The following is a 17,238-nucleotide window of genomic DNA, read 5'->3' on the forward strand; positions in this document are numbered from 1 at the left end:
ACACCTGTGAAGATCCACCTGACCCGTCAGCAGGAGCTCGCGATCATCACGATCGACGCACCCCCGCTCAACCTCTACACCCTGGAACTCGACGCCGAGTTCCACGACGCCCTCGACGACCTGTCCGACTCCCGCGCCCTGCTCATCAACGCAGCGGGCAAGGTCGTCTCCGGCGGCGTCGACGTCTCCCTCTTCGCGGCCCAGGAGTACCGCGCCGACGCCCAAACCCTCTTCGACCGCATGATGCTCCTCCCCCAACGCCTGGCCGCCCTCCCCATCCCCACCGTCTTCGCCGCCCACTCCCTCTGCCTCACCTGGGCGTTCGAACTGGCACTGGCCTGCGACCTGATCCTCGCCTCCGAAACGGCCCGCTTCGGCCTCGTCGAAAAGGTGGTGGGCCTGACCCCCACCATGGGCGGCACCCAACGCCTCGCCGCCCGCGCCGGAGTCGGCCGCGCCAAGGAGTTCGTGATGACCGGCGACCTCTACCCCGCCGAGGTCATGGAGCGCTGGAACGTCGTCAACCGCGTCCTCCCCGACGAGGGCTTCGCACTGGCCGCAGAACAGTTCGCCCTCACCCTGGCCACCGGCCCCACCCAGGCCCACGCGGCCACCAAGCAGGTCCTGGCCCACTTCGAACACGGCGGCACCCCAGAAGCAGACGCACACGTCACCACCATCGCCTCCGCACTGTTCGACACGGAGGACCTCCCCAGGGCCGTGCACAGCTTCCTGACCGACGGCCCGGGCAAGGCCACCTTCACCGGCCGCTAGCCGCCCAGCGCCGCTTCTGATCGAGCCGAAGGCGAGACGAAAAGCCCCCGACGCAAGGCGAGACCAAAAGCTCTTCGCGCGAAGCGCGGCGGTGGTGGCTTCCCCGTCTAGCGCTCCAATCGTTTGCCGGGCCTCGGAGGGGATGTCAACCGGGCCCGCTTTTGGCCCGGTTGACATCCCCTCCGAGGTCTGGCTCGCTCTGGATCGCTGGACGGGGGAGCCACCACCGCAACGCAACCACCAACGCAACCGGCAGCCGCTCTAAGCAACAGGCGTGCCATCTACCTGAGAGTGGCGGAGGTGGAGGGCTTCTTTGGGAGTGTCGGGGTCTGGGGCGGAGCCCCAGCAACACCCGAACCGCCAGGTTCGGCACAGCGCACGCCGGTGCCCCCTCAGGGCCGCCCCAACGACGTGCACGTGAACCCCGCCCGCCGAATGACATCCGGATCCAGGATGTTCCGCGTGTCCACAACCACCGGCTGCCGGACGGTCTCAGCCAACCGAGCCCAGTCCAGCGAGCGGAAGTCCGGCCACTCGGTCAGCACCACAAGCGCGTCCACGTCCTTCGCCGCCTGATAAGCGTCGTCCACAACGGACACCGACCCCAGGTCCGTGCCCCCGGCCAGCGCCGGGTCGTACCCCACGAGCTCAGCTCCGGCCTGCTTCAGCAGCGCCGCCACCGCCAGCGCCGGCGAGTCGCGCAGGTCGTCCGTGCCCGCCTTGAACGTGAGCCCCAGCAGCCCGAGGCGGACGTGCGAGAGCGAGCCGCCGCGCTTGCCGGTGACGGCCAGGCGGACCTTCTCGACCATCCGGGTGCGCTGGCGTTCGTTGGTGTCGATCGTGGCGCGCAGCAGGCGGAACTCGAAGTCGGCGGCGTCGGCGGCCTGGAGCATCGCGTGCGTGTCCTTGGGCAGGCACGAGCCGCCCCAGCCGGGGCCGGGCGAGAGGAACGACTGGCCGATGCGCTTGTCGTAGCCCATGCCCTCGGTGACGTCGGTGATGTTGGCGCCGAGCCGCTCGCACAGCTCCGCGACCGCGTTGACGTAGGAGAGCTTCATGGCCAGGAAGCAGTTCGCCGCGTACTTGACCAGCTCGGCCGAGGCCGCGTCGGTCAGCACAGTCGGTGCGCCCAGGCGGGCGTACAGGGCCGCCACGCGCTCGGCGGCGTCCTGCTGGTCGCAGCCGACGACGATGCGGTCCGGGTTCAGGAAGTCGTGCACGGCGGAGCCCTCGCGGAGGAACTCCGGGTTCGACACGACGGCCACGTCGTCGCGGCGCAACAGCTCCGCGGTGCGCACGGCGGTGCCCACGGGCACGGTCGACTTGTTCACGATCACGCAGCCCGACGGCAGCAGGTCGCGGGTCTCGTCCACAACGGACTCCACGGCCTGCAGGTCGGCGATGCCGCCCACGCCCATCGGCGTCGGCACGCAGAGGAACACGACCTCGGCGTCGGCGACCGCGGCCGACGCGCCGACGACGAACGAGAGCCTGCCCGAGGCCAGGCCGCCGCTCACCAGGTCAGCGAGGCCCGGTTCGAGGATGTCGACCTCGCCGCGCGAGAGCCGGTCGACCTTCGCCTCGTCGACGTCCGCGCACACCACGCGGTGCCCCAGTGACGCGAGACACGCGCCCGTGGTCAGGCCGACGTAGCCGGTGCCGACGACGGCGATCCTTCTGACGAACATCATTCTCCCGTTCGGTTCACGGCGAACGCGCGGAGAACGGCGTCGTCGCTCACGTCGATCATCTTGTTGCCCCACTGGTCGGTGCCGGCGGCCAGTTCAGGTCTACCGTCCGGGAACGGTCCGCGCGACACAAATCCGGTGAGTCCGTCGAAGACCGAGACGTACGCCTCAGCCTGCGGGCGCCAGTCCAGCACGGCCTCGCAGCGGCGGCGGCCCTCGAAGCCGAGCCGCGCGCGCCGTTCCGCGTCGTCGAGCAGGTCGAGCAGCGACGTCGTGAACTTCTCCACGTCACCCGGCTCGACGTAGACGGCGCACTCACCGGCCGAGACCACGGTCTCGGTCAGCCGGTAGGACAGCACCGGCAACGCGTAGGCCATGTACTCCATCGTCTTGTTCATGGTGGACACGTCGTTCAGCGGCGACAGCGGGTCCGGGCCGAGGCCCACGGCGGCCGTCGACAGGTAGCGGGTGATCTGCTCGGGACCGACCCGGCCGGTGAACTCGACGTACGGGTCGAGGCCCCACGCCGTGGACTGCTTCTTCAGGTCCTCCAGGCAGTCACCGAAGCCGAGCAGGGCGAAGCGGACATCGCTGCGGCCGTGGTCGAACACGACCCGCCGCGCGACCTCCAGCACGCCGTCCACACCGTCCTGCGGGCCCATGATGCCGAGGTAGGCCACCAGATGCTTGCCACCGCGGCGCAGCTCGTCCACGCCCTCGACCGGCCGCATGACCGTCGTGTCCGGGCCCGAGCGGACGACCGTGGTGTGCTCCACGGGCACGTCACCGCGCGTCCAGGCGATCTTCTGGTACGAGGTGTTGGTCGAGGTCACCCGGTTCGCCGTGCGGAACGTGCGGCGCTCCAGCCACTTCAAGACCCGGTACTGCAGCTTGCCCGCGAACCCGGCCGGCTCGCCGAAGCGGGACAGGAAGACCTCGGGGTTGAGGTCGTGGTGGTCGAAGACGAACTTCACGCCGCCGAGCCGCCACAGCAGCGCGAGCGCCCAGTAGGTGTCCGGCGGGTTGCACGCCTGCATCACGTCGAACGGCCGGCGCGCCCGCACCTTCACGCTCAGCAACGCGGTGCGCACCCAGCAGTACAGGAACTCCCAGGCGTAGCCCAGCGCGCCCTCGGCCTGCGGCGGCGTGGCGTACTTGTAGATGTGCACCCCGTCGAGCAGCTGGTATGCGGGGTCACCCGGTCCCTTGGGGCAGATGACCGAGACCTCGTAGCCGGCCGCGGTCAGCGCACGGCACTCGAGCCACACCCGCCGATCCAGTGGCACCGGCAGGTTCTGCACGATGATCAACACGTGCGGTGCGCTCACAGCTAAGACCTCTCACCGGGGAACCGGGCCAACGCTCACTAAGTCGTTCCACCAACGGGTGTGCGTTACCTCGTGGTGCGGTCGCTCGACCACTCGGCGGTCACGCCGGTGAGCCGGCGCCAGCGGGCGAGCACCTTCTCCACGGCGAGCACCGCGAGGAAGCACACCGCGTCCGGCCGCGTCACCTCACGCGACCGGACCAACGCGCGCAGCTGTCCCAGCGCGAGCGGCGGTTCGTGCCCGGTGACGCCGAGTGCGTCCAGCTGCTGGTTGCCCAGCCGGACGCGGGCCCGGCGGCGGACCAGCGCGGACATCGTCCTGGCCGGCCGCACGACCGCGCGCGCCGAGGGGACGGTGCTCTTCTCCCCCAACGAGAACCTGCGCTGGACGTAGCCGTCGTCGTTGACTATCGCGGGCATGGGAAAGATCCGGGCGTGGCCGCGTTCGGTCACCATGTACGCGCCCGTGCCCGACAGGCCGCGGCGCTGCGCGAGCAGCCGCGCGATCGTGCGGTGGAACCCCGCCGCGACCCGCGAGCAGCCGGTCAGGTCGAGCTCCGGCACCGGCGCGCAGGCCAGCAGCGTGTCGTCGGCGGTGAGCTCGGACACCATGGCGCGCAACGACTCCGCCGTCAGGTCCACGTCCGCGTCCAGGTACACCCGCGGGAACGTGGCGCACACCTCGTCACCCAGCGCGAGCGCGTGCACCTTCCCCGGCACCGGCGTCTCCACGACCTTCACGCCCGCCGCACGGGCGACCTCGGCGGTGGCGTCGGTGCACGCGTTGGCCACGACGACGACGTCGAAGTCGGGGCCCAGCAAGGACAGGCACCGTGCGATGCCGCGTTCCTCGTTGTGCGCCGGGATCACCACACCGGCGACCGGCGGCGTCATGCGGACCTCATCGCGTCGGGCCTGGCACCCCAGCCGCCGGCCCATTCCGCCCGCCGGCGCCACACCTCGCTCCAGCGCGGTCCCTTGCGCAGCAACCGTTCGGCCAGCGCCCGCAGCGCGACACCGGCCCGCAGCGCGAAGAGCCCGTAGCGCCGCTGCTTCACGTGGCCCTGCACGACCGTCGCCCGTCCGGTGAGCACCAGCACGTCGCGGTTCACCCGGTGCGTCGAGGAGGCGCCCACGGCGTGCTCGAACTCCGCCGCCGGGGCGATGCACGGCGAGAAGCCCAGCGCGGCCGCACGCAGGCAGAGGTCCTGGTCCTCGCCGTAGATGAGGTAGGTCTCGTCGAACCCGCCGAGCCGTTCCCAGGTCTCGCGGGAGATCAGCAGGAACCCGCCGCTGATGACGTCGACCGGTCGCTGGTCGTCGCGCTGCCAGCCGCCGAGCGACTCGGGGTCGAAGAACGCGGAGCCGCGGAAGACGCTGGACAGGCCGAGCATGCTGCTCGTCAGGCTCCACGCCGTGATGCGGCCGAAGCAGCTGCGCGGGTCCAGCTCACCGTCCGGTGTGACGCACCGTCCGCCGACGATGCCCGTGCGTGGCCGCGCGCGCAGCACCGCCAGTGCCGCGTCGATGGCGCCGGGCCTCGGGTGCGCGTCCGGGTTGAGCAACAGGAAGTAGTCGCCCCTGGCGCGTTTCGCCGTGCGGTTGACCGCGAAGCCGAAGCCGGTGTTGCGGTTCATGCGTTCGACCGCGCCGGTGCCCAGCAACCGCTCGGCCACCTCGGCCGCGCCGTCCGCGGAACCGTTGTCCGTCACCAGGACCTCGAACGGGTCCGACGGCGCGGCAGACCCCTGCAGCGAGCGCAACGTGGCTTCGAGGTGGTCGGCGGCGTTGTAGGACACCATCAAGATCGACAGACTCACCAGGTCGGAGCCACTCGTCATGTCATCTGGATCGAGGACCCCCTTGGTGTCGTTACAGTGACGGCATGATCCGTCGCCTCGCCCGGCGCGCCGTCCTGCCGCTCACTGCTCCGATCGGATCAGTGCGGCAGGTCTCTTCGCAGCAACCGCACGTGGTGCTGACCTATGACGACGGGCCACAGCCGGGCGCGACCGAACGGGTGCTGGAGTCCTTGGCGGACTCCGGTTGCACGGCAACGTTCTTCGTGCTCGTGAACCGTGCGCGCAAGCACCCGGCGTTGCTGCGCGAGGTGCAGGCGGCCGGCCACGAGATCGCGCTGCACGGCGTCGACCACGTGCGTCTCACCACACTCGCTCCACAGCAGGTGCGCCTCCGCACGGCGGACGGCAAACACCGCCTGGAGGACCTGCTGGGCACCGAGGTGCACTGGTTCCGTCCCCCTTATGGCGCACAGAAGCCGTCGACCTACGCGGCGATCCGGGCCGCCGGCATGGAGTCGGTGGTGTGGGACGTGGCGGCGTTCGACTGGGAGGAGCGCCCGGCGGCCGTGCTCGCCGAACGGACGCTCGCGGAGGTCCACAGTGGATCGGTCGTGCTGATGCACGACGGGTACGCGGGACCGGAGGACGGGGTCGACGACGGGCCGGCGCCGACGTTCGACCGGGGTGAGCTCGCCCGGCTGGTCTGCGCGGGCCTGGCCGAGCGAGGGCTGACCGGCGTGTCGCTGCGGGACGCGCTCGCGCACGGCAAGACGGTGAAGCGGGCCTGGTTCCGGGCCTGACAGCTCAGTGCACGGGGACCGGTGAGGCCGCCGAAGTGATCAGCACCTGCGGTGCCGAAGTCCCGTCCGCGGGCACCTTGTAGATCGACGAGCGCTTCTCGTCGCCGTTCGTCGCGGCGTAGACGAGAGTGCCGTCGTCCAGCCACGCGGCCTGGTCGTCAACGCCGGTCGTGCCCTCGATGACGGTCTCGCTTCCGGTGCCCAGGTCCGTCACCGCGAGCCGCCACGGCCCGGTGCGCGAGGTGCGCTTCTTGTAGGCCACCTTGGTGCCGTCGGGTGAGAGCGACGGGCATTCCGCGGTCTGCCGGACGTCGGCCATCGTGCGCGTGACCAGATCGCCCTTCATCAGCCAGGTCCGCCCGGCGGTGGCCATCGTCGCGTAGAACGTGCGGTCGTCCTTGGCGACCGTGACGCCCCAGTAGTTGATGTCCGCGGCGGTCATGACCTGGCCACCGACGGTCGAGCTGAACGTCTCCAGCGACTCGACGAGCGTGCCGGTGTTCAGGTCCAGCACGCCGGTCCGCGTGGAGAACCCGCCCGGCACGGAATAGGAGTCACCGGTGACGAACGTCGTCCACGAGATGACCTTGCCGGACTGCGAGACCCGCGCCCTGCTCGGCGTGCCGGGCAACGCGACCGTGCGGACCACCTGGTTCTGGGCGTCGAGCACGGCGGCCTCGTACGAGGGCCCGATGCCGGCGAGCCGCAGGCACACGGTGGTTCCGGCGGCCACGTAGACCCGCTGGCACTTCAGTGCGGTCGGGGTGCGCTTGCCGGGCTCGTCCAGCGCCACCTGCTCGACCTGGCCCTGGTAGCTCTCCAGGTCGACGAACAGCAGCCCGCCTCGTTCCGGCGGTGTCGCGGTGGCCTGGGCCGAGTCGCGCTGGGCCACGGTCCAGGCGACGAAGCCACCGCCGCCGAGCAGGACGAGCACGATGGCCGTGATGCCGGCCGCGACGCGGTGGCGGGCGAGCACGTTCACGCCGGCACCTCCGTGCGACCGCGGACGGTGAGGGCCAGCGCGGCCACCAGCGCGACGACGAGCGCGACGGCGGCGACCAGCACGGCCCAGCGCATCTCCAGGAAGGTCAACAACACTCCGAAGAGGACGGACGACAGCAGCCGGGCGATGGCCTGGCCGGTCTGCAGGATCGCGAGCCCGCTGGCTCTGATCGACTCGGGCACCAGCTCCGCTCCGTGCGCCATCAGCACACCGTCGGTAGCCGCGTAGAAGAGGCCGTGCAGCACCAGGACCAGGCACACGACCGGAATGCCGCGCCCGCCGAGGACGAGCAGCGTGTACACGCCCAGCAACGCCACGTGCCCGACGGCGAACATCCGCCAGCGCCCGACCCTGTCCGCCACCCGGCCCAGCGGCAGCGCGGCGAGCAGGAACACGAGCGCGGTGCCCAGCGGCAGCAACGGCAGCAGGCTCGTCGGCACCCCGGCGGTCTTCTGCAGCACCACGAAGATGAACGCGTCGCTGATCGTGGCGAACCCGAGCACGGTGGCCGCGAGCGTGGCGCCGCGGAACTTCCTCGCGCGCAACAGGTGCAGACCATCACGCCACCTGATCTTCGGCCGCGGGGCGGCGACGGCCGTGCGCGGCGGGCCGGGCACGAACGTGACCAGCACGATCACCCCGAGCAGCGCGAAGCAGAAGCTCACGCCGAACACCAGGCTGGGATCGGCGCCGAGCTGGATCATGATGAGGAACGTGACCAGCGGCCCGAGCATCGCGCCGAACGTGTCCATCGCCCGGTGCAGGCCGAACGCCCTGCCCAGCCCGGAGCTCGGCGTGGCCAGCGAGATCAGCGCGTCGCGCGGCGCCGTGCGCAGGCCCTTGCCCGCCCGGTCCGTGGCCACGACGGCACCGATCGCGGCCGTCGACGCGCCGGCGAACGGGAAGAGCAGTTTGGACAGTGCCGAGATCCCGTACCCCGCCAGTGCCACCGCGCGGTACTTGCCCAGGCGGTCACCCAGGTGGCCGCCCACCAGCCGGAGAAGAACGGTGGCACCGCTGTACAAACCGTCGAGCAGTCCGAACTGGACATATCCGAGCTGCAGGACGTAGAGCACGTAAACCGGCATGAACGCGGTGACCATCTCCGCGGACACGTCGGTGAGAAGGCTCACAGTGCCCAGGGCGACGACCGTGCCGGGCACCTTCCCGGTGACCCCGGTACCGCCGGTCGCCTCGACCGGCTTGGTGCGCGCGGAGGCCAGGTACATCGAGCGTCTCTCCTCCGCTGCGGGGCCTAGGTGCGGACCACCTGCCTCGCGACCGCGACAACCTCGTCAGCTGCGCGTTCCCACGAGTAGTGCCCGCGAACGGCAGCCGCGTCGGCGGCCGTTCGAGTGAACACGGTGTCGTCCGCGAGCAGGCGTGCGATAGCGCCAGCCAGCTCTGATGGGTCATCGGTCGCTACCAGAGCACCGTTACGGCCGTGTTCCACGATCTCCGGCATGGCGAAGGCCTTGCGGGCCACGCACGGCAGGCCGCGGGCCAACGCCTCGACCAGCGCGATGCCGAAGCCTTCGAAGCGTGACGGCATGACGAACACGTCGTGGTCGTCGTAGATGCCGGCCATCGCGTCGATGGGCTGGCGGCCGAGGAACGTCACGCCCGGCGGGACCTCCCCCGGCACCGGCCACTCGGCCGGGCCGACCACGGTGAGGGTGATCGCGGGGTCGACCTCGGCCCGCAGCTGCGCGACCGCGGCGAGGACCTGCGGGCCGTTCTTGGTGAAGAAGTCCTTGCCGACCAGCAGAAGCCGCCGCCGTGGTCCGTCGATCCGGCGCTGCCGCACCTCGGCGGGCACCTCCTGGCCGGTCCACGCGGCCGACGCGCCGGGGTTCACGACGTGCACGCGTTCACGCGGCACACCCGAGACGTTCACCAGGTGGTCGGCGAACCACCGGCTCATCGCCACGACACCGGAAGCGCGTTCGTACATCCCGCGCTGGCGGTCCCGAAGGCGTTCCAGGGCACTCCGGTCGAGCGACGGGAAATGGACAAGCCGCCCATTTTCGTCCATGTGCTCGAACAACACGTCGTAGCTGAGGTCCTGCAGGATCAGGAACGGCGCGCTGACAGGTGCCAGGTCCTGGATCTGCAGCACGACGTCGCACGGGTTCGCGCGCAGGCTGCGGTCCAGGCTCACCTCCCCGTACCGGCGTGCGAGCCTGGAGTGCTTCCACATCGACACCCAGCGGCCCTCGACCCGGCGCGCGTTGGCGGCCTTGAGCGCCGTGCGGACCGCGCTGGGGTAGATCAATCCGACGTCGACGACCTCGATACGCTCACGCAAGGCGTTTCTGAGGTTCCACGGCGTGTGCGACCACGTCCCTTCCGGACGCGGGTCCCACGCGCAGGCGAATCCGAGGCGCATGGGGCACACGATAGCCGCGGGTAACGGGGAGCCCGGGCCACGCGATTACCGTTTCGTACAGGCGACTGCCCCGCGACTTGAGGTGAGCATGGATTTCTGGAAGACCATCAAGGTCCTCCTCCGCCGGTGGTACGTCGCTCTGCCCGTGCTGTTGCTGTCCCTCGGTGGAGCCGGCGTCGTGTTCGCATCGGTGCCGCCGGAGTACGAGTCGACCGGCACGGACCTGCTGACGGTGCCCAAGGCGGGCGCCACGCTCGACCCGTCGAAGCCGTCCGGGATCATCAACCCGCTGCTGGCGTTCGACGCGAGCCTCACGACCACCGCGCAGCTGCTGACCCAGGTCCTGCTCGACCCGGCCGTCTACGCGCAGCTGACCCAGAACAACCCGAACATCGAGTGCGAGGCGGGCGACGGCGGCCTGCGCGGCCCGTTCGTCCAGGTGGTCTGCAAGGCCCCGACGCCGGAGGCCGCCCGCGCCACCGTTGACAACGCGTTCAAGCGGCTGAGCCAGGAACTCGTTGAGCGGCAACGCAAACTCGGCGCGCCGGAGTCGACGTTCATCAACGTCGAGACCGTCGTCGCACCGACCGAGGCCGCCCAGCTCGTCGGCGGCAAGCTGCGGGCGGCGGGCGCGGCACTCGCGCTGGGCCTCGCGGCGAGTCTCACGTCGGCGTACATGATCGAGAGCTTCATGCTGCGCCGCAAGAAGCCCGAGGTCCGCAGGCCGGACGCGAAGAAGCCGGACGAGCCGAAGTGGCCGTCCGACGAGGGTGAGCGCCGCGCGACACCGGCCGCGCCCCAGCACCACAAGATGTCCAACGAGGCGAACCCGACGGTGCGCATCGCCCGGCCGGGCTGAGCCGATGACGAGAACGCCGACCTACCCGCGCACCCTCACCCGCACGGACGGCGCCACCCTGTCGGTGGTCTACATCGCCGTGCTGGTGCTGGTGCCGTCCCGGCTGGTGCTCGCCGGCATCCCGCTCGACATCCGCCCGTCCATGCTGCTGGGCTTCGGCCTCGGCATGTGCTGGCTGTGCGCGCAGATGGTCGACAACCTCGGCATGGCCAAGGGCCGCAGCGGCGTCCGCACCGCGATCTTCCTCTTCGCGTCGTCGCAGATCGCCACCTACGGGTACGTGACGCTGCGGCACATGCCGTACGAGGAGCTGAAGTCGGCCGACCTGAGCTTCGTCACGATCGTCTCGCTGATGGCGGCGGGCCTGCTGATCATCGACGGCGTCCGCACCCTCGACCGCCTCGACAAGGTGCTGAAGTTCGTGGTGATCGCCTGCACGGTCATGGCGGTCATCGGCATGACGCAGTTCTTCACCGGCTTCGACCTCACCAAGTACATGGCGATGGTGCCGGGCCTGCGCTCGGTCGGCACCGGTGAAGCAGTGCTCGCCCGCGCCGCATTCCGCCGTCCCGGTGGCACGGCCGGGCACCCCATCGAGTTCGGCGTGGTGTGCGGTCTCGCGGTGCCGCTGGCCGCGCACTACGCGTTCCGCGCCAGCAAGCGCAAGCAGCCCAGCCGCCGCTGGTGGTTCTGCGTGCTGATGCTCGCGATGGGCGCCGTGGTGTCGCTGTCGCGCTCGGCGATCCTGGGCCTGCTGGTCGCCGGGATCATCCTGCTGCCGACGTGGCCCGCGAAGCAGCAGCTGCGCACGATCATCGCGGCGCTGGGCTTCCTGGTGGTGCTGCGCGCGTTCGTCCCAGGGCTCGTGGGCACGTTGCTGAGCCTGTTCCGCAACATCTCCAACGACCCGAGCATCCAGGGCCGCACCGACGACTACGCGAGCACCGAGGCGACGATCGAGCAGAACCTGTGGCTGGGCCGCGGGTTCGGCACCTACCTGCCGACGCGGTACGGGCCGATCGACAACCAGTACCTCGGGTCGCTGGTGGAGAACGGGGTCGTCGGGATGCTGGCGTTCCTGTTCCTGTTCCTCGCCGGCATCTACGCGGCCGCGGCGGCCCGGCGGATGAGCACGGACCCGCACGTGCGGGACCTGTGCCAGTCGTTGCTCGCCTGCATCGCGATGCTCGGGGTGTCCAGCGCCACGTACGACACGTTCGCGTTCAAGATCGCGAGCGGGCTGATGTTCGTGCTGATCGGGTGTGCCGGGGCGTTGCTGAGGATGCAGAAGGCCGCCGCGGCGACGATGGTGGCTCCGCCGGTGTTCCCGAGCGCTCCCGTGCCGCACACGACGACGTCCCCTGCACCGGTGGTGCGGGAGGGGACGTCGTCGTGAACGCTGCCGCGGTGGCCGCGGAACCGCCGGGGGCGTCAGCCCTTGACGGCCGCGCCGTCCTCGTAGGTGTTGTTCACCCACTCGACCTGGCCGTCGAGCCTGGCCGGGCCGTAGACGTGGCTCCTGGTGAAGACGTTGTCGCGGATGACCCGGTTGGTGCCCTTGGGGTCGAGGTAGATCGTGTAGTTGCCGCCGTTGAGGAAGTTGTTCTCGATCAGGATGTTCGACGGGGAGCCGAACTCGCCGCCGACGAGGATCGCCGACGTCTGGTTGTTCGGGTTCTCGATCTTGCTGTGCCGGATGGTGATGTTGGAGCCACCGGTGATCTGGACGCCGTCGTTGTGGTCGCCGGGGCCCTTGCTCAGGTCGTGGATCCAGGAGTCGATCAGGCTCGCGTTGCGTTCCATCTTGACGCCGTCGGAGCAGCCGCTCACGTTGATGCGGACCGAGGTGACGTCCTCGAAGCCGACGCCGTACTCGCACGCGTCCGAACCCACGATCTCGACGTCCTGCAGGGTGAGCCTGGCGTTCTTGTCGACCAGGTAGACGCCCCACTGACCGGTCGCCTTGACCTGGCTGCGGGTGATCTTGACGTCGTCGGCGGTCACGCGGACCGAGCACGGGATCTGCTTGCCGTCGACGACCGTGCCGGGCTTGTCGATCAGGTACTCGCCGCCCTTGCAGGCGAGTGCGGCGAGCTTGACGCCGGTGTGCGCCCAGCCGGTGTTGTTCGGGCCCGGCCAGCCACCCGCGACCGGTGGCGTGGGGGTCGACGGGGGCTTGGGCTTGGTGGTGGTCGGCAGCGGCGGCGCGACCGACGACGAGGTGCTGCTGGGGGCGGCGCTGCTGGAACTGGCCGGGGCCGACGACGACGTCTCGGTGGACGTCGGTACCGCACTGGTGGGATCGCCCTCCTTCGCGTCCGCTCCGGACTTGCAGCCGGCCAGCGCCAGCGCGGCCGCGATCAGCAGAACAACGGAGAACCGTGCCGGCCGACCATTGTTCCCACTGGTCACAGCCCTATCACGGGCAGTTCTCATGAAGAAATCCTTCGTGTGATCATTGTGCAGTACACGGCGGACACCGACCAATGTCACTCACGTCCGTCCAACCGCGACCTCGCGGCAGCACGGCACTTCTTACCCCATGGCTCGGCGGTTGCCAAACCCCCGCAACGAATTTGGCGAGCCATAGAAAAAATTGATCGACCGGCCCGCGGGGAGAGGTCATGACCGGCGAAGACCCGACCACCACCATAAAAGACGCCGACCACCTGCCGAAATCCACACCGAGCGGAAAGATCCGCCGGGCGCTCGGGTTGAGCTTCTTGAACACGGTGTTCGGCAAAATTGGAACGCTGCTCACAGGAATCCTCCTGGCGCGGGTTCTGGTGCCGGAGGACTTCGGTGTCTTCGCGGTCGCGCTGGTGGCTCTCGGTGCTCTGCTCGCGATCAACGAGCTCGGTGTCAGCCTCGCACTGGTGCGCTGGCCCGGCGACCCGAGACAGATCGCGCCGACCGTCACGACGATCTCCATCGCGTCGAGCGGCCTGCTCTACGCGCTGTGCTGGTTCGCCGCGCCCGCGTTCTCCGAGGCGCTCGGCGCGCCCGACGCGACCGGGGTCGTGCGGCTGCTGTGCCTGTCGGTGTTGATCGACGGCGCCACGGCGGCGGCCGCGCAGTTCACCAACCGCGAGTTCCGCCAGGGCACCCGGCTCGTGGTCGACATGTCGAACCTGGTGCTCACGACCGGTGTGACCGTCGCGCTGGCGCTGGCCGACCACGGGGCGTGGAGCCTCGCGTGGGGCCGGCTGGTCGGCAACGCGCTGTCGGCGATCCTGCTGTTCCGGCTCGTCGCGCTGTGGCCGCGGCCCGGTTTCGACCGGAAGCAGGCGCGCGAGCTGATGGCGTTCGGCCTGCCGCTGGCCGGGGCGAGCCTGCTGGTGTTCGCGATGCTGAACGTGCACTTCGTCATCACCGGCTCGCTGCTCGGGGCGGTGGCGCTGGGCCTGTACCTGCAGGCGTTCAACCTGTCGAGCTGGCCGGTCAACATGTTCTCGGTGGTGATCCGCCGGGTGTCGCTCGCCGCGTTCGCCCGCGTGCAGGACGACCGGGAGCAGCGCGAGGCCCTGCTGGCCCGCTTCACCACGTTGCTGATGGCCAGCGCGCTGCCGGTGTGCGCGCTCCTCGGCCTGCTGGCGTTGCCCACGGTGACGACGCTCTACGGCCACAACTGGGCCGGGTCCGCGGCCGCGCTGCAGTTCCTGGTGGTGCTCGGGGTCGTGCGGGTGGTCACCGAGCTCGCCTACGACTACCTGGTCGCCCTGGGCCTGCCGAGCCGCACGATGTGGCTGCAGGCGGGGTGGCTGGTCGTGCTGGTGGCGTTGCTGCCGTTCGGAGCGATGTGGGACGGCATCCGCGGGGTGTCGGCGATGCACGCGCTGATCGCGGTGGTCCTGGTCCTGCCGGCCTACACGATCGCCGTGACCCGCACGGGCGTGCGCCTGCGCGTGCTGCTCGCGGCGATCGCCCGCCCGGTGGTCGGCTGCGCTCTGATGACCGCCGTGGTCCTCGCCGTCCGCTGGCTCACCGACCCGTCGGCGATCCAGCTCCTCCTCGGCGCCACCCTGGGCGGCGCCGTCTACCTGGCCACCGTCTGGCCCCTCCGCCACCTCGTCAAACACCTCGGCTGAGCGGCATCTGCAAGTACCACCAACTCATGATCAACAGCCCGCTGACCACACCCGGCATGTTCGGCATCCAGCGAACGTGTTGGGTGTGGTCAGCGGCGATTTGATCTTGGGTTGGCAGTACTCGCAGATGCGTCAGCGGCGGGCGGTGGCGGCGGCGTTGGCGTCGTCGACGGCGACGCGGCCGCGGAGGCGGGACAGCTTGCGGCGGACCTTGTAGGTGGCGAGGCCGACGGTGGAGCGCACGACGTCCAGCAGGTCGGTGCCGGAGAGCCGGGCGGCGATCTCGTACTCCTGTTCCTGGAGTTCGGCGGCGCGGCGCAGGCTGAAGCGGTCGACCACGAGCTTGCGGCCGAACTCGCCCAGCTCGGCGCGCAGCCCGGGTGACTCGACGAGTCGGCGCAACGAAGCCGTGAGCGATGGGACGCCGTCACCGCCGAAGCCCCACCAGCCGCCGGACAGGAACCGCGGCAGGCTCTCCCGCGTGACCAGCTCGCTGAAGCCGTCCAGGCCGAGCACCACCAACGGCTTGCCGAACGACAGCGCGCGCAACGCCGAACCGCCCATGCCGACCGCGATGTCCGCGGCGGCGTACGCGGGCCGGGGATCGGCGAGCTGACCGGTCAGCACGACCGCACGACGGCCGGCGCGCGCGTTGGCCTTCTCCGCGCGCTCGGCGATCTCCTCGCGGGCCGGACCGTCGCCGACGATGACCAGCTGGGCGTCGTCGAGCTCGGCCACCGCGTCACACGCGGCGAGCAGACCCGGCAGCTTCAGGTCGGCCACGAGCCGCGACACCGCGACGACCAGCGGCGCGTCAGTGAGCCCGTGCCGGGCCCGGAACCCTCCGTCGGACACCTCGGGGCTGTCCCCGTCGGTGTCGACCGGCGGCTCCAGCAGCGTCACCCGGTGGTGCCCGGCCGCCACGGCCTCCTGGCGGATCTGCTCGGTGCCGACGATCAACGGGATCGACCGCGGGAAGAACGGCACGACCGACATCGACATCACCGTCGCGATCGGCGCGGCCGTGCGCCGGATGCCCACGCCGTACAACGCCTCGAACGCCGGCGGCCACTCGTAGCCGTGCACGACGTCGATGCCGCGCGAACGCACCAGCCGGCTGACCGCCGACACCACCCGGCGGTCGGGGCGCTTGCGCCGCAACGGGATCTCGACGTGCTCGAGCCCCTGTTCGGCCACGAGCGGCACCAGCTCCCCCGGTTCGGACAGCACGACCACCTCGTGCCCGCGGTCGCGCACCGCCGCGGCGAGCTGGATCGCGTTCAGCTGGGAGCCCCCCAGCTCCATGCTGTGGGGGTAGACGACAACCCGCATCTTCACCTCTGGTGAGAGTTCTCCACCACGTGCAGGCCGATGGCCTCCGCCACCACCGCCGCACGGGCCTGCCACGAGTGCTGCTCGGCGAAACCCCGCCGGCGCACAGGATCCTGCGGGGCCCTGACCACGGCCAGCACCGCGCGGGCGAACTCGGCGGGATCCTCGACCGCCACGACGTCGTCCGACTCCCGCGCGAGCCGGAGGGTCGCGGGCAGCTCACTGCCGACGACCGCACGTCCGGCGGCGAGGTACTCCAGGGTCTTCAACGGGAACGAGGCGCGGTTGAACGCCGTGTCCGCGTACGGGGTGAGCCCGACGTCCATGCGCCGCAACCACTTCGGCAGCTCGCTGAACGGAACCGCACCCGGATGGTGGACGTTGGGGCGGGCGACGAGCGCCGGGAACCGCTCGGGTTCCCAGGCAGGGTCACGCGGACCGACCAGCAGCAGCCCGATCCCGGTGTCCGCCACCGCTTCCAGGTACCGGATGTCGATCCGGTCGGTCAGCTGGCCGACCACGCCGGCGACCTCGGCGGGAAACCCGTCCGGCAACGGCGCCGGTTCCACGTCCTCGATGCAGCGGTAGGCCGCCGTGTCGCACCCGTTCGGCACCACCACGGGATCCACGCCGTGCTCCCGCCACCGCGCGGCCAGCTCCGGCGTCACCGCGAGCACCACGTCCGTGCGGGCCAGCGCGGCCTTCTCCTCGGCGCGCAGCCGGGAGGCGTCCAGGTTCATCAACGCGGCACCGGAGACCCAGTCGTCGGTGCCGTACAGCACATTCAGCGCGTCCCAGCGGCCGAGCACGTCGTCGAACGAGCACGCGATGACGGCGACCGGCTGGCGCGGCAGGTACCTGCGGACCTGGGCCCGCACCAGCGGCCAGGTGGTCGCGCGGATGCCGGGCCTGGTGAGGCCCGGCAGCGCGACGGGGGTCAGGCGCGTGACGCCGGGGAGCGCCTCACGCACCGAGGGACGCCACGACCGGCGGGTGCTGCCGATGCCCCGGTACCGCTGGGGCGTCACGGGCGAGACCGGCGGGTCCACCCACAGCACGTCCGCGTAGGCCGTGAGAGCTTCGGTGAGCTGGCGTTCGGAGCCCCGAACGCCGTCCCACGTCACTCCCGAGAACAGCACGACCAGCGGTCGTGGCGTCACTCAGATCAACTCCTGT

General features: G+C 70.5%; 15 protein-coding genes. 5 read left to right on the top strand and 10 right to left on the bottom strand.

From position 1 onward, the window contains the following. The first annotated feature begins 6 nt into the window (after nt 1–6). The gene (locus BBK82_RS46395; protein ID WP_065920594.1) at nt 7–774 is read left to right on the top strand and encodes an enoyl-CoA hydratase/isomerase family protein; all 768 of its coding nucleotides are present in this window, start codon (nt 7–9) and stop codon (nt 772–774) included. Between the two features lie 392 nt (nt 775–1,166). On the opposite strand, the gene BBK82_RS46400 is transcribed toward BBK82_RS46395, so the two are convergent. From BBK82_RS46400 to BBK82_RS46415, 4 genes are all read right to left on the bottom strand, one after another. Then, complete coding sequence (locus tag BBK82_RS46400) at nt 1,167–2,462, bottom strand: UDP-glucose dehydrogenase family protein (RefSeq protein WP_065921913.1); 1,296 nt, start codon at nt 2,460–2,462, stop codon at nt 1,167–1,169. Beyond that, nucleotides 2,462–3,790, bottom strand: coding sequence for a glycosyltransferase family 4 protein (locus tag BBK82_RS46405; protein WP_065920595.1), 1,329 nt, complete (start codon nt 3,788–3,790; stop codon nt 2,462–2,464). Before BBK82_RS46405 ends, BBK82_RS46400 begins: the two co-directional genes overlap by 1 nt. 65 nt (nt 3,791–3,855) lie before the next feature. Then, the gene (locus BBK82_RS46410; RefSeq protein ID WP_071812822.1) at nt 3,856–4,683 is read right to left on the bottom strand and encodes a glycosyltransferase; all 828 of its coding nucleotides are present in this window, start codon (nt 4,681–4,683) and stop codon (nt 3,856–3,858) included. Further along, nucleotides 4,680–5,630 carry a glycosyltransferase family 2 protein gene (locus BBK82_RS46415; protein ID WP_071812823.1) on the bottom strand — a complete coding sequence of 317 codons (951 nt, stop codon included), beginning with the start codon at nt 5,628–5,630 and terminating at the stop codon, nt 4,680–4,682. Before BBK82_RS46415 ends, BBK82_RS46410 begins: the two co-directional genes overlap by 4 nt. Nucleotides 5,631–5,674: 44 nt before the next feature. Between BBK82_RS46415 and BBK82_RS46420 the strand changes: the two genes are divergently transcribed. After that, nucleotides 5,675–6,391, top strand: a complete 717-nt coding sequence (locus BBK82_RS46420; RefSeq protein ID WP_065920596.1) for a polysaccharide deacetylase family protein — start codon at nt 5,675–5,677, stop codon at nt 6,389–6,391. Nucleotides 6,392–6,395: 4 nt separating this feature from the next. Here BBK82_RS46420 and BBK82_RS46425 read toward each other — a convergent pair whose 3' ends face one another. From BBK82_RS46425 to BBK82_RS46435, 3 genes are read right to left on the bottom strand one after another with little or no spacing between them, the layout of a single operon-like run. Beyond that, nucleotides 6,396–7,373 carry a TolB-like translocation protein gene (locus tag BBK82_RS46425; protein ID WP_065920597.1) on the bottom strand — a complete coding sequence of 326 codons (978 nt, stop codon included), beginning with the start codon at nt 7,371–7,373 and terminating at the stop codon, nt 6,396–6,398. Beyond that, complete coding sequence (locus tag BBK82_RS46430; protein ID WP_065920598.1) at nt 7,370–8,623, bottom strand: MFS transporter; 1,254 nt, start codon at nt 8,621–8,623, stop codon at nt 7,370–7,372. The genes BBK82_RS46425 and BBK82_RS46430 overlap by 4 nt, the downstream gene beginning before the upstream one ends. Before the next feature lie 26 nt (nt 8,624–8,649). Continuing rightward, a complete protein-coding gene (locus tag BBK82_RS46435; RefSeq protein ID WP_237047960.1) occupies nt 8,650–9,702 on the bottom strand; it encodes a glycosyltransferase family 4 protein in 1,053 nt (350 codons plus the stop codon). A 169-nt stretch (nt 9,703–9,871) separates the two neighbouring features. On the opposite strand from BBK82_RS46435, the gene BBK82_RS46440 reads away from it, so the two are divergent. Both BBK82_RS46440 and BBK82_RS46445 read left to right on the top strand, forming a co-directional pair. Beyond that, nucleotides 9,872–10,642 carry a GumC domain-containing protein gene (locus BBK82_RS46440; RefSeq protein WP_065920600.1) on the top strand — a complete coding sequence of 257 codons (771 nt, stop codon included), beginning with the start codon at nt 9,872–9,874 and terminating at the stop codon, nt 10,640–10,642. A gap of 4 nt (nt 10,643–10,646) precedes the next feature. After that, entirely contained in the window at nt 10,647–12,038 is a 1,392-nt protein-coding gene (locus BBK82_RS46445; protein ID WP_065920601.1) for an O-antigen ligase family protein, read from the top strand. A 35-nt stretch (nt 12,039–12,073) separates the two neighbouring features. Here the strand turns inward: BBK82_RS46445 and BBK82_RS46450 are convergent, their stop codons facing one another. After that, nucleotides 12,074–13,054: a right-handed parallel beta-helix repeat-containing protein gene (locus BBK82_RS46450; protein WP_065920602.1), complete on the bottom strand. Its 981-nt coding sequence runs from the start codon at nt 13,052–13,054 to the stop codon at nt 12,074–12,076. A 212-nt stretch (nt 13,055–13,266) separates the two neighbouring features. Between BBK82_RS46450 and BBK82_RS46455 the strand changes: the two genes are divergently transcribed. Further along, nucleotides 13,267–14,730, top strand: coding sequence for an oligosaccharide flippase family protein (locus BBK82_RS46455; protein ID WP_065920603.1), 1,464 nt, complete (start codon nt 13,267–13,269; stop codon nt 14,728–14,730). 132 nt (nt 14,731–14,862) lie between these two features. Here the strand turns inward: BBK82_RS46455 and BBK82_RS46460 are convergent, their stop codons facing one another. Continuing rightward, nucleotides 14,863–16,035 carry a glycosyltransferase family 4 protein gene (locus BBK82_RS46460; RefSeq protein WP_237047961.1) on the bottom strand — a complete coding sequence of 391 codons (1,173 nt, stop codon included), beginning with the start codon at nt 16,033–16,035 and terminating at the stop codon, nt 14,863–14,865. Nucleotides 16,036–16,064: 29 nt separating this feature from the next. Further along, nucleotides 16,065–17,222, bottom strand: coding sequence for a glycosyltransferase (locus BBK82_RS46465; protein ID WP_065920604.1), 1,158 nt, complete (start codon nt 17,220–17,222; stop codon nt 16,065–16,067). Nucleotides 17,223–17,238: the final 16 nt, after the last annotated feature.

The sequence above is a fragment of the Lentzea guizhouensis genome, assembly GCF_001701025.1.
Lineage (GTDB): Bacteria > Actinomycetota > Actinomycetes > Mycobacteriales > Pseudonocardiaceae > Lentzea > Lentzea guizhouensis.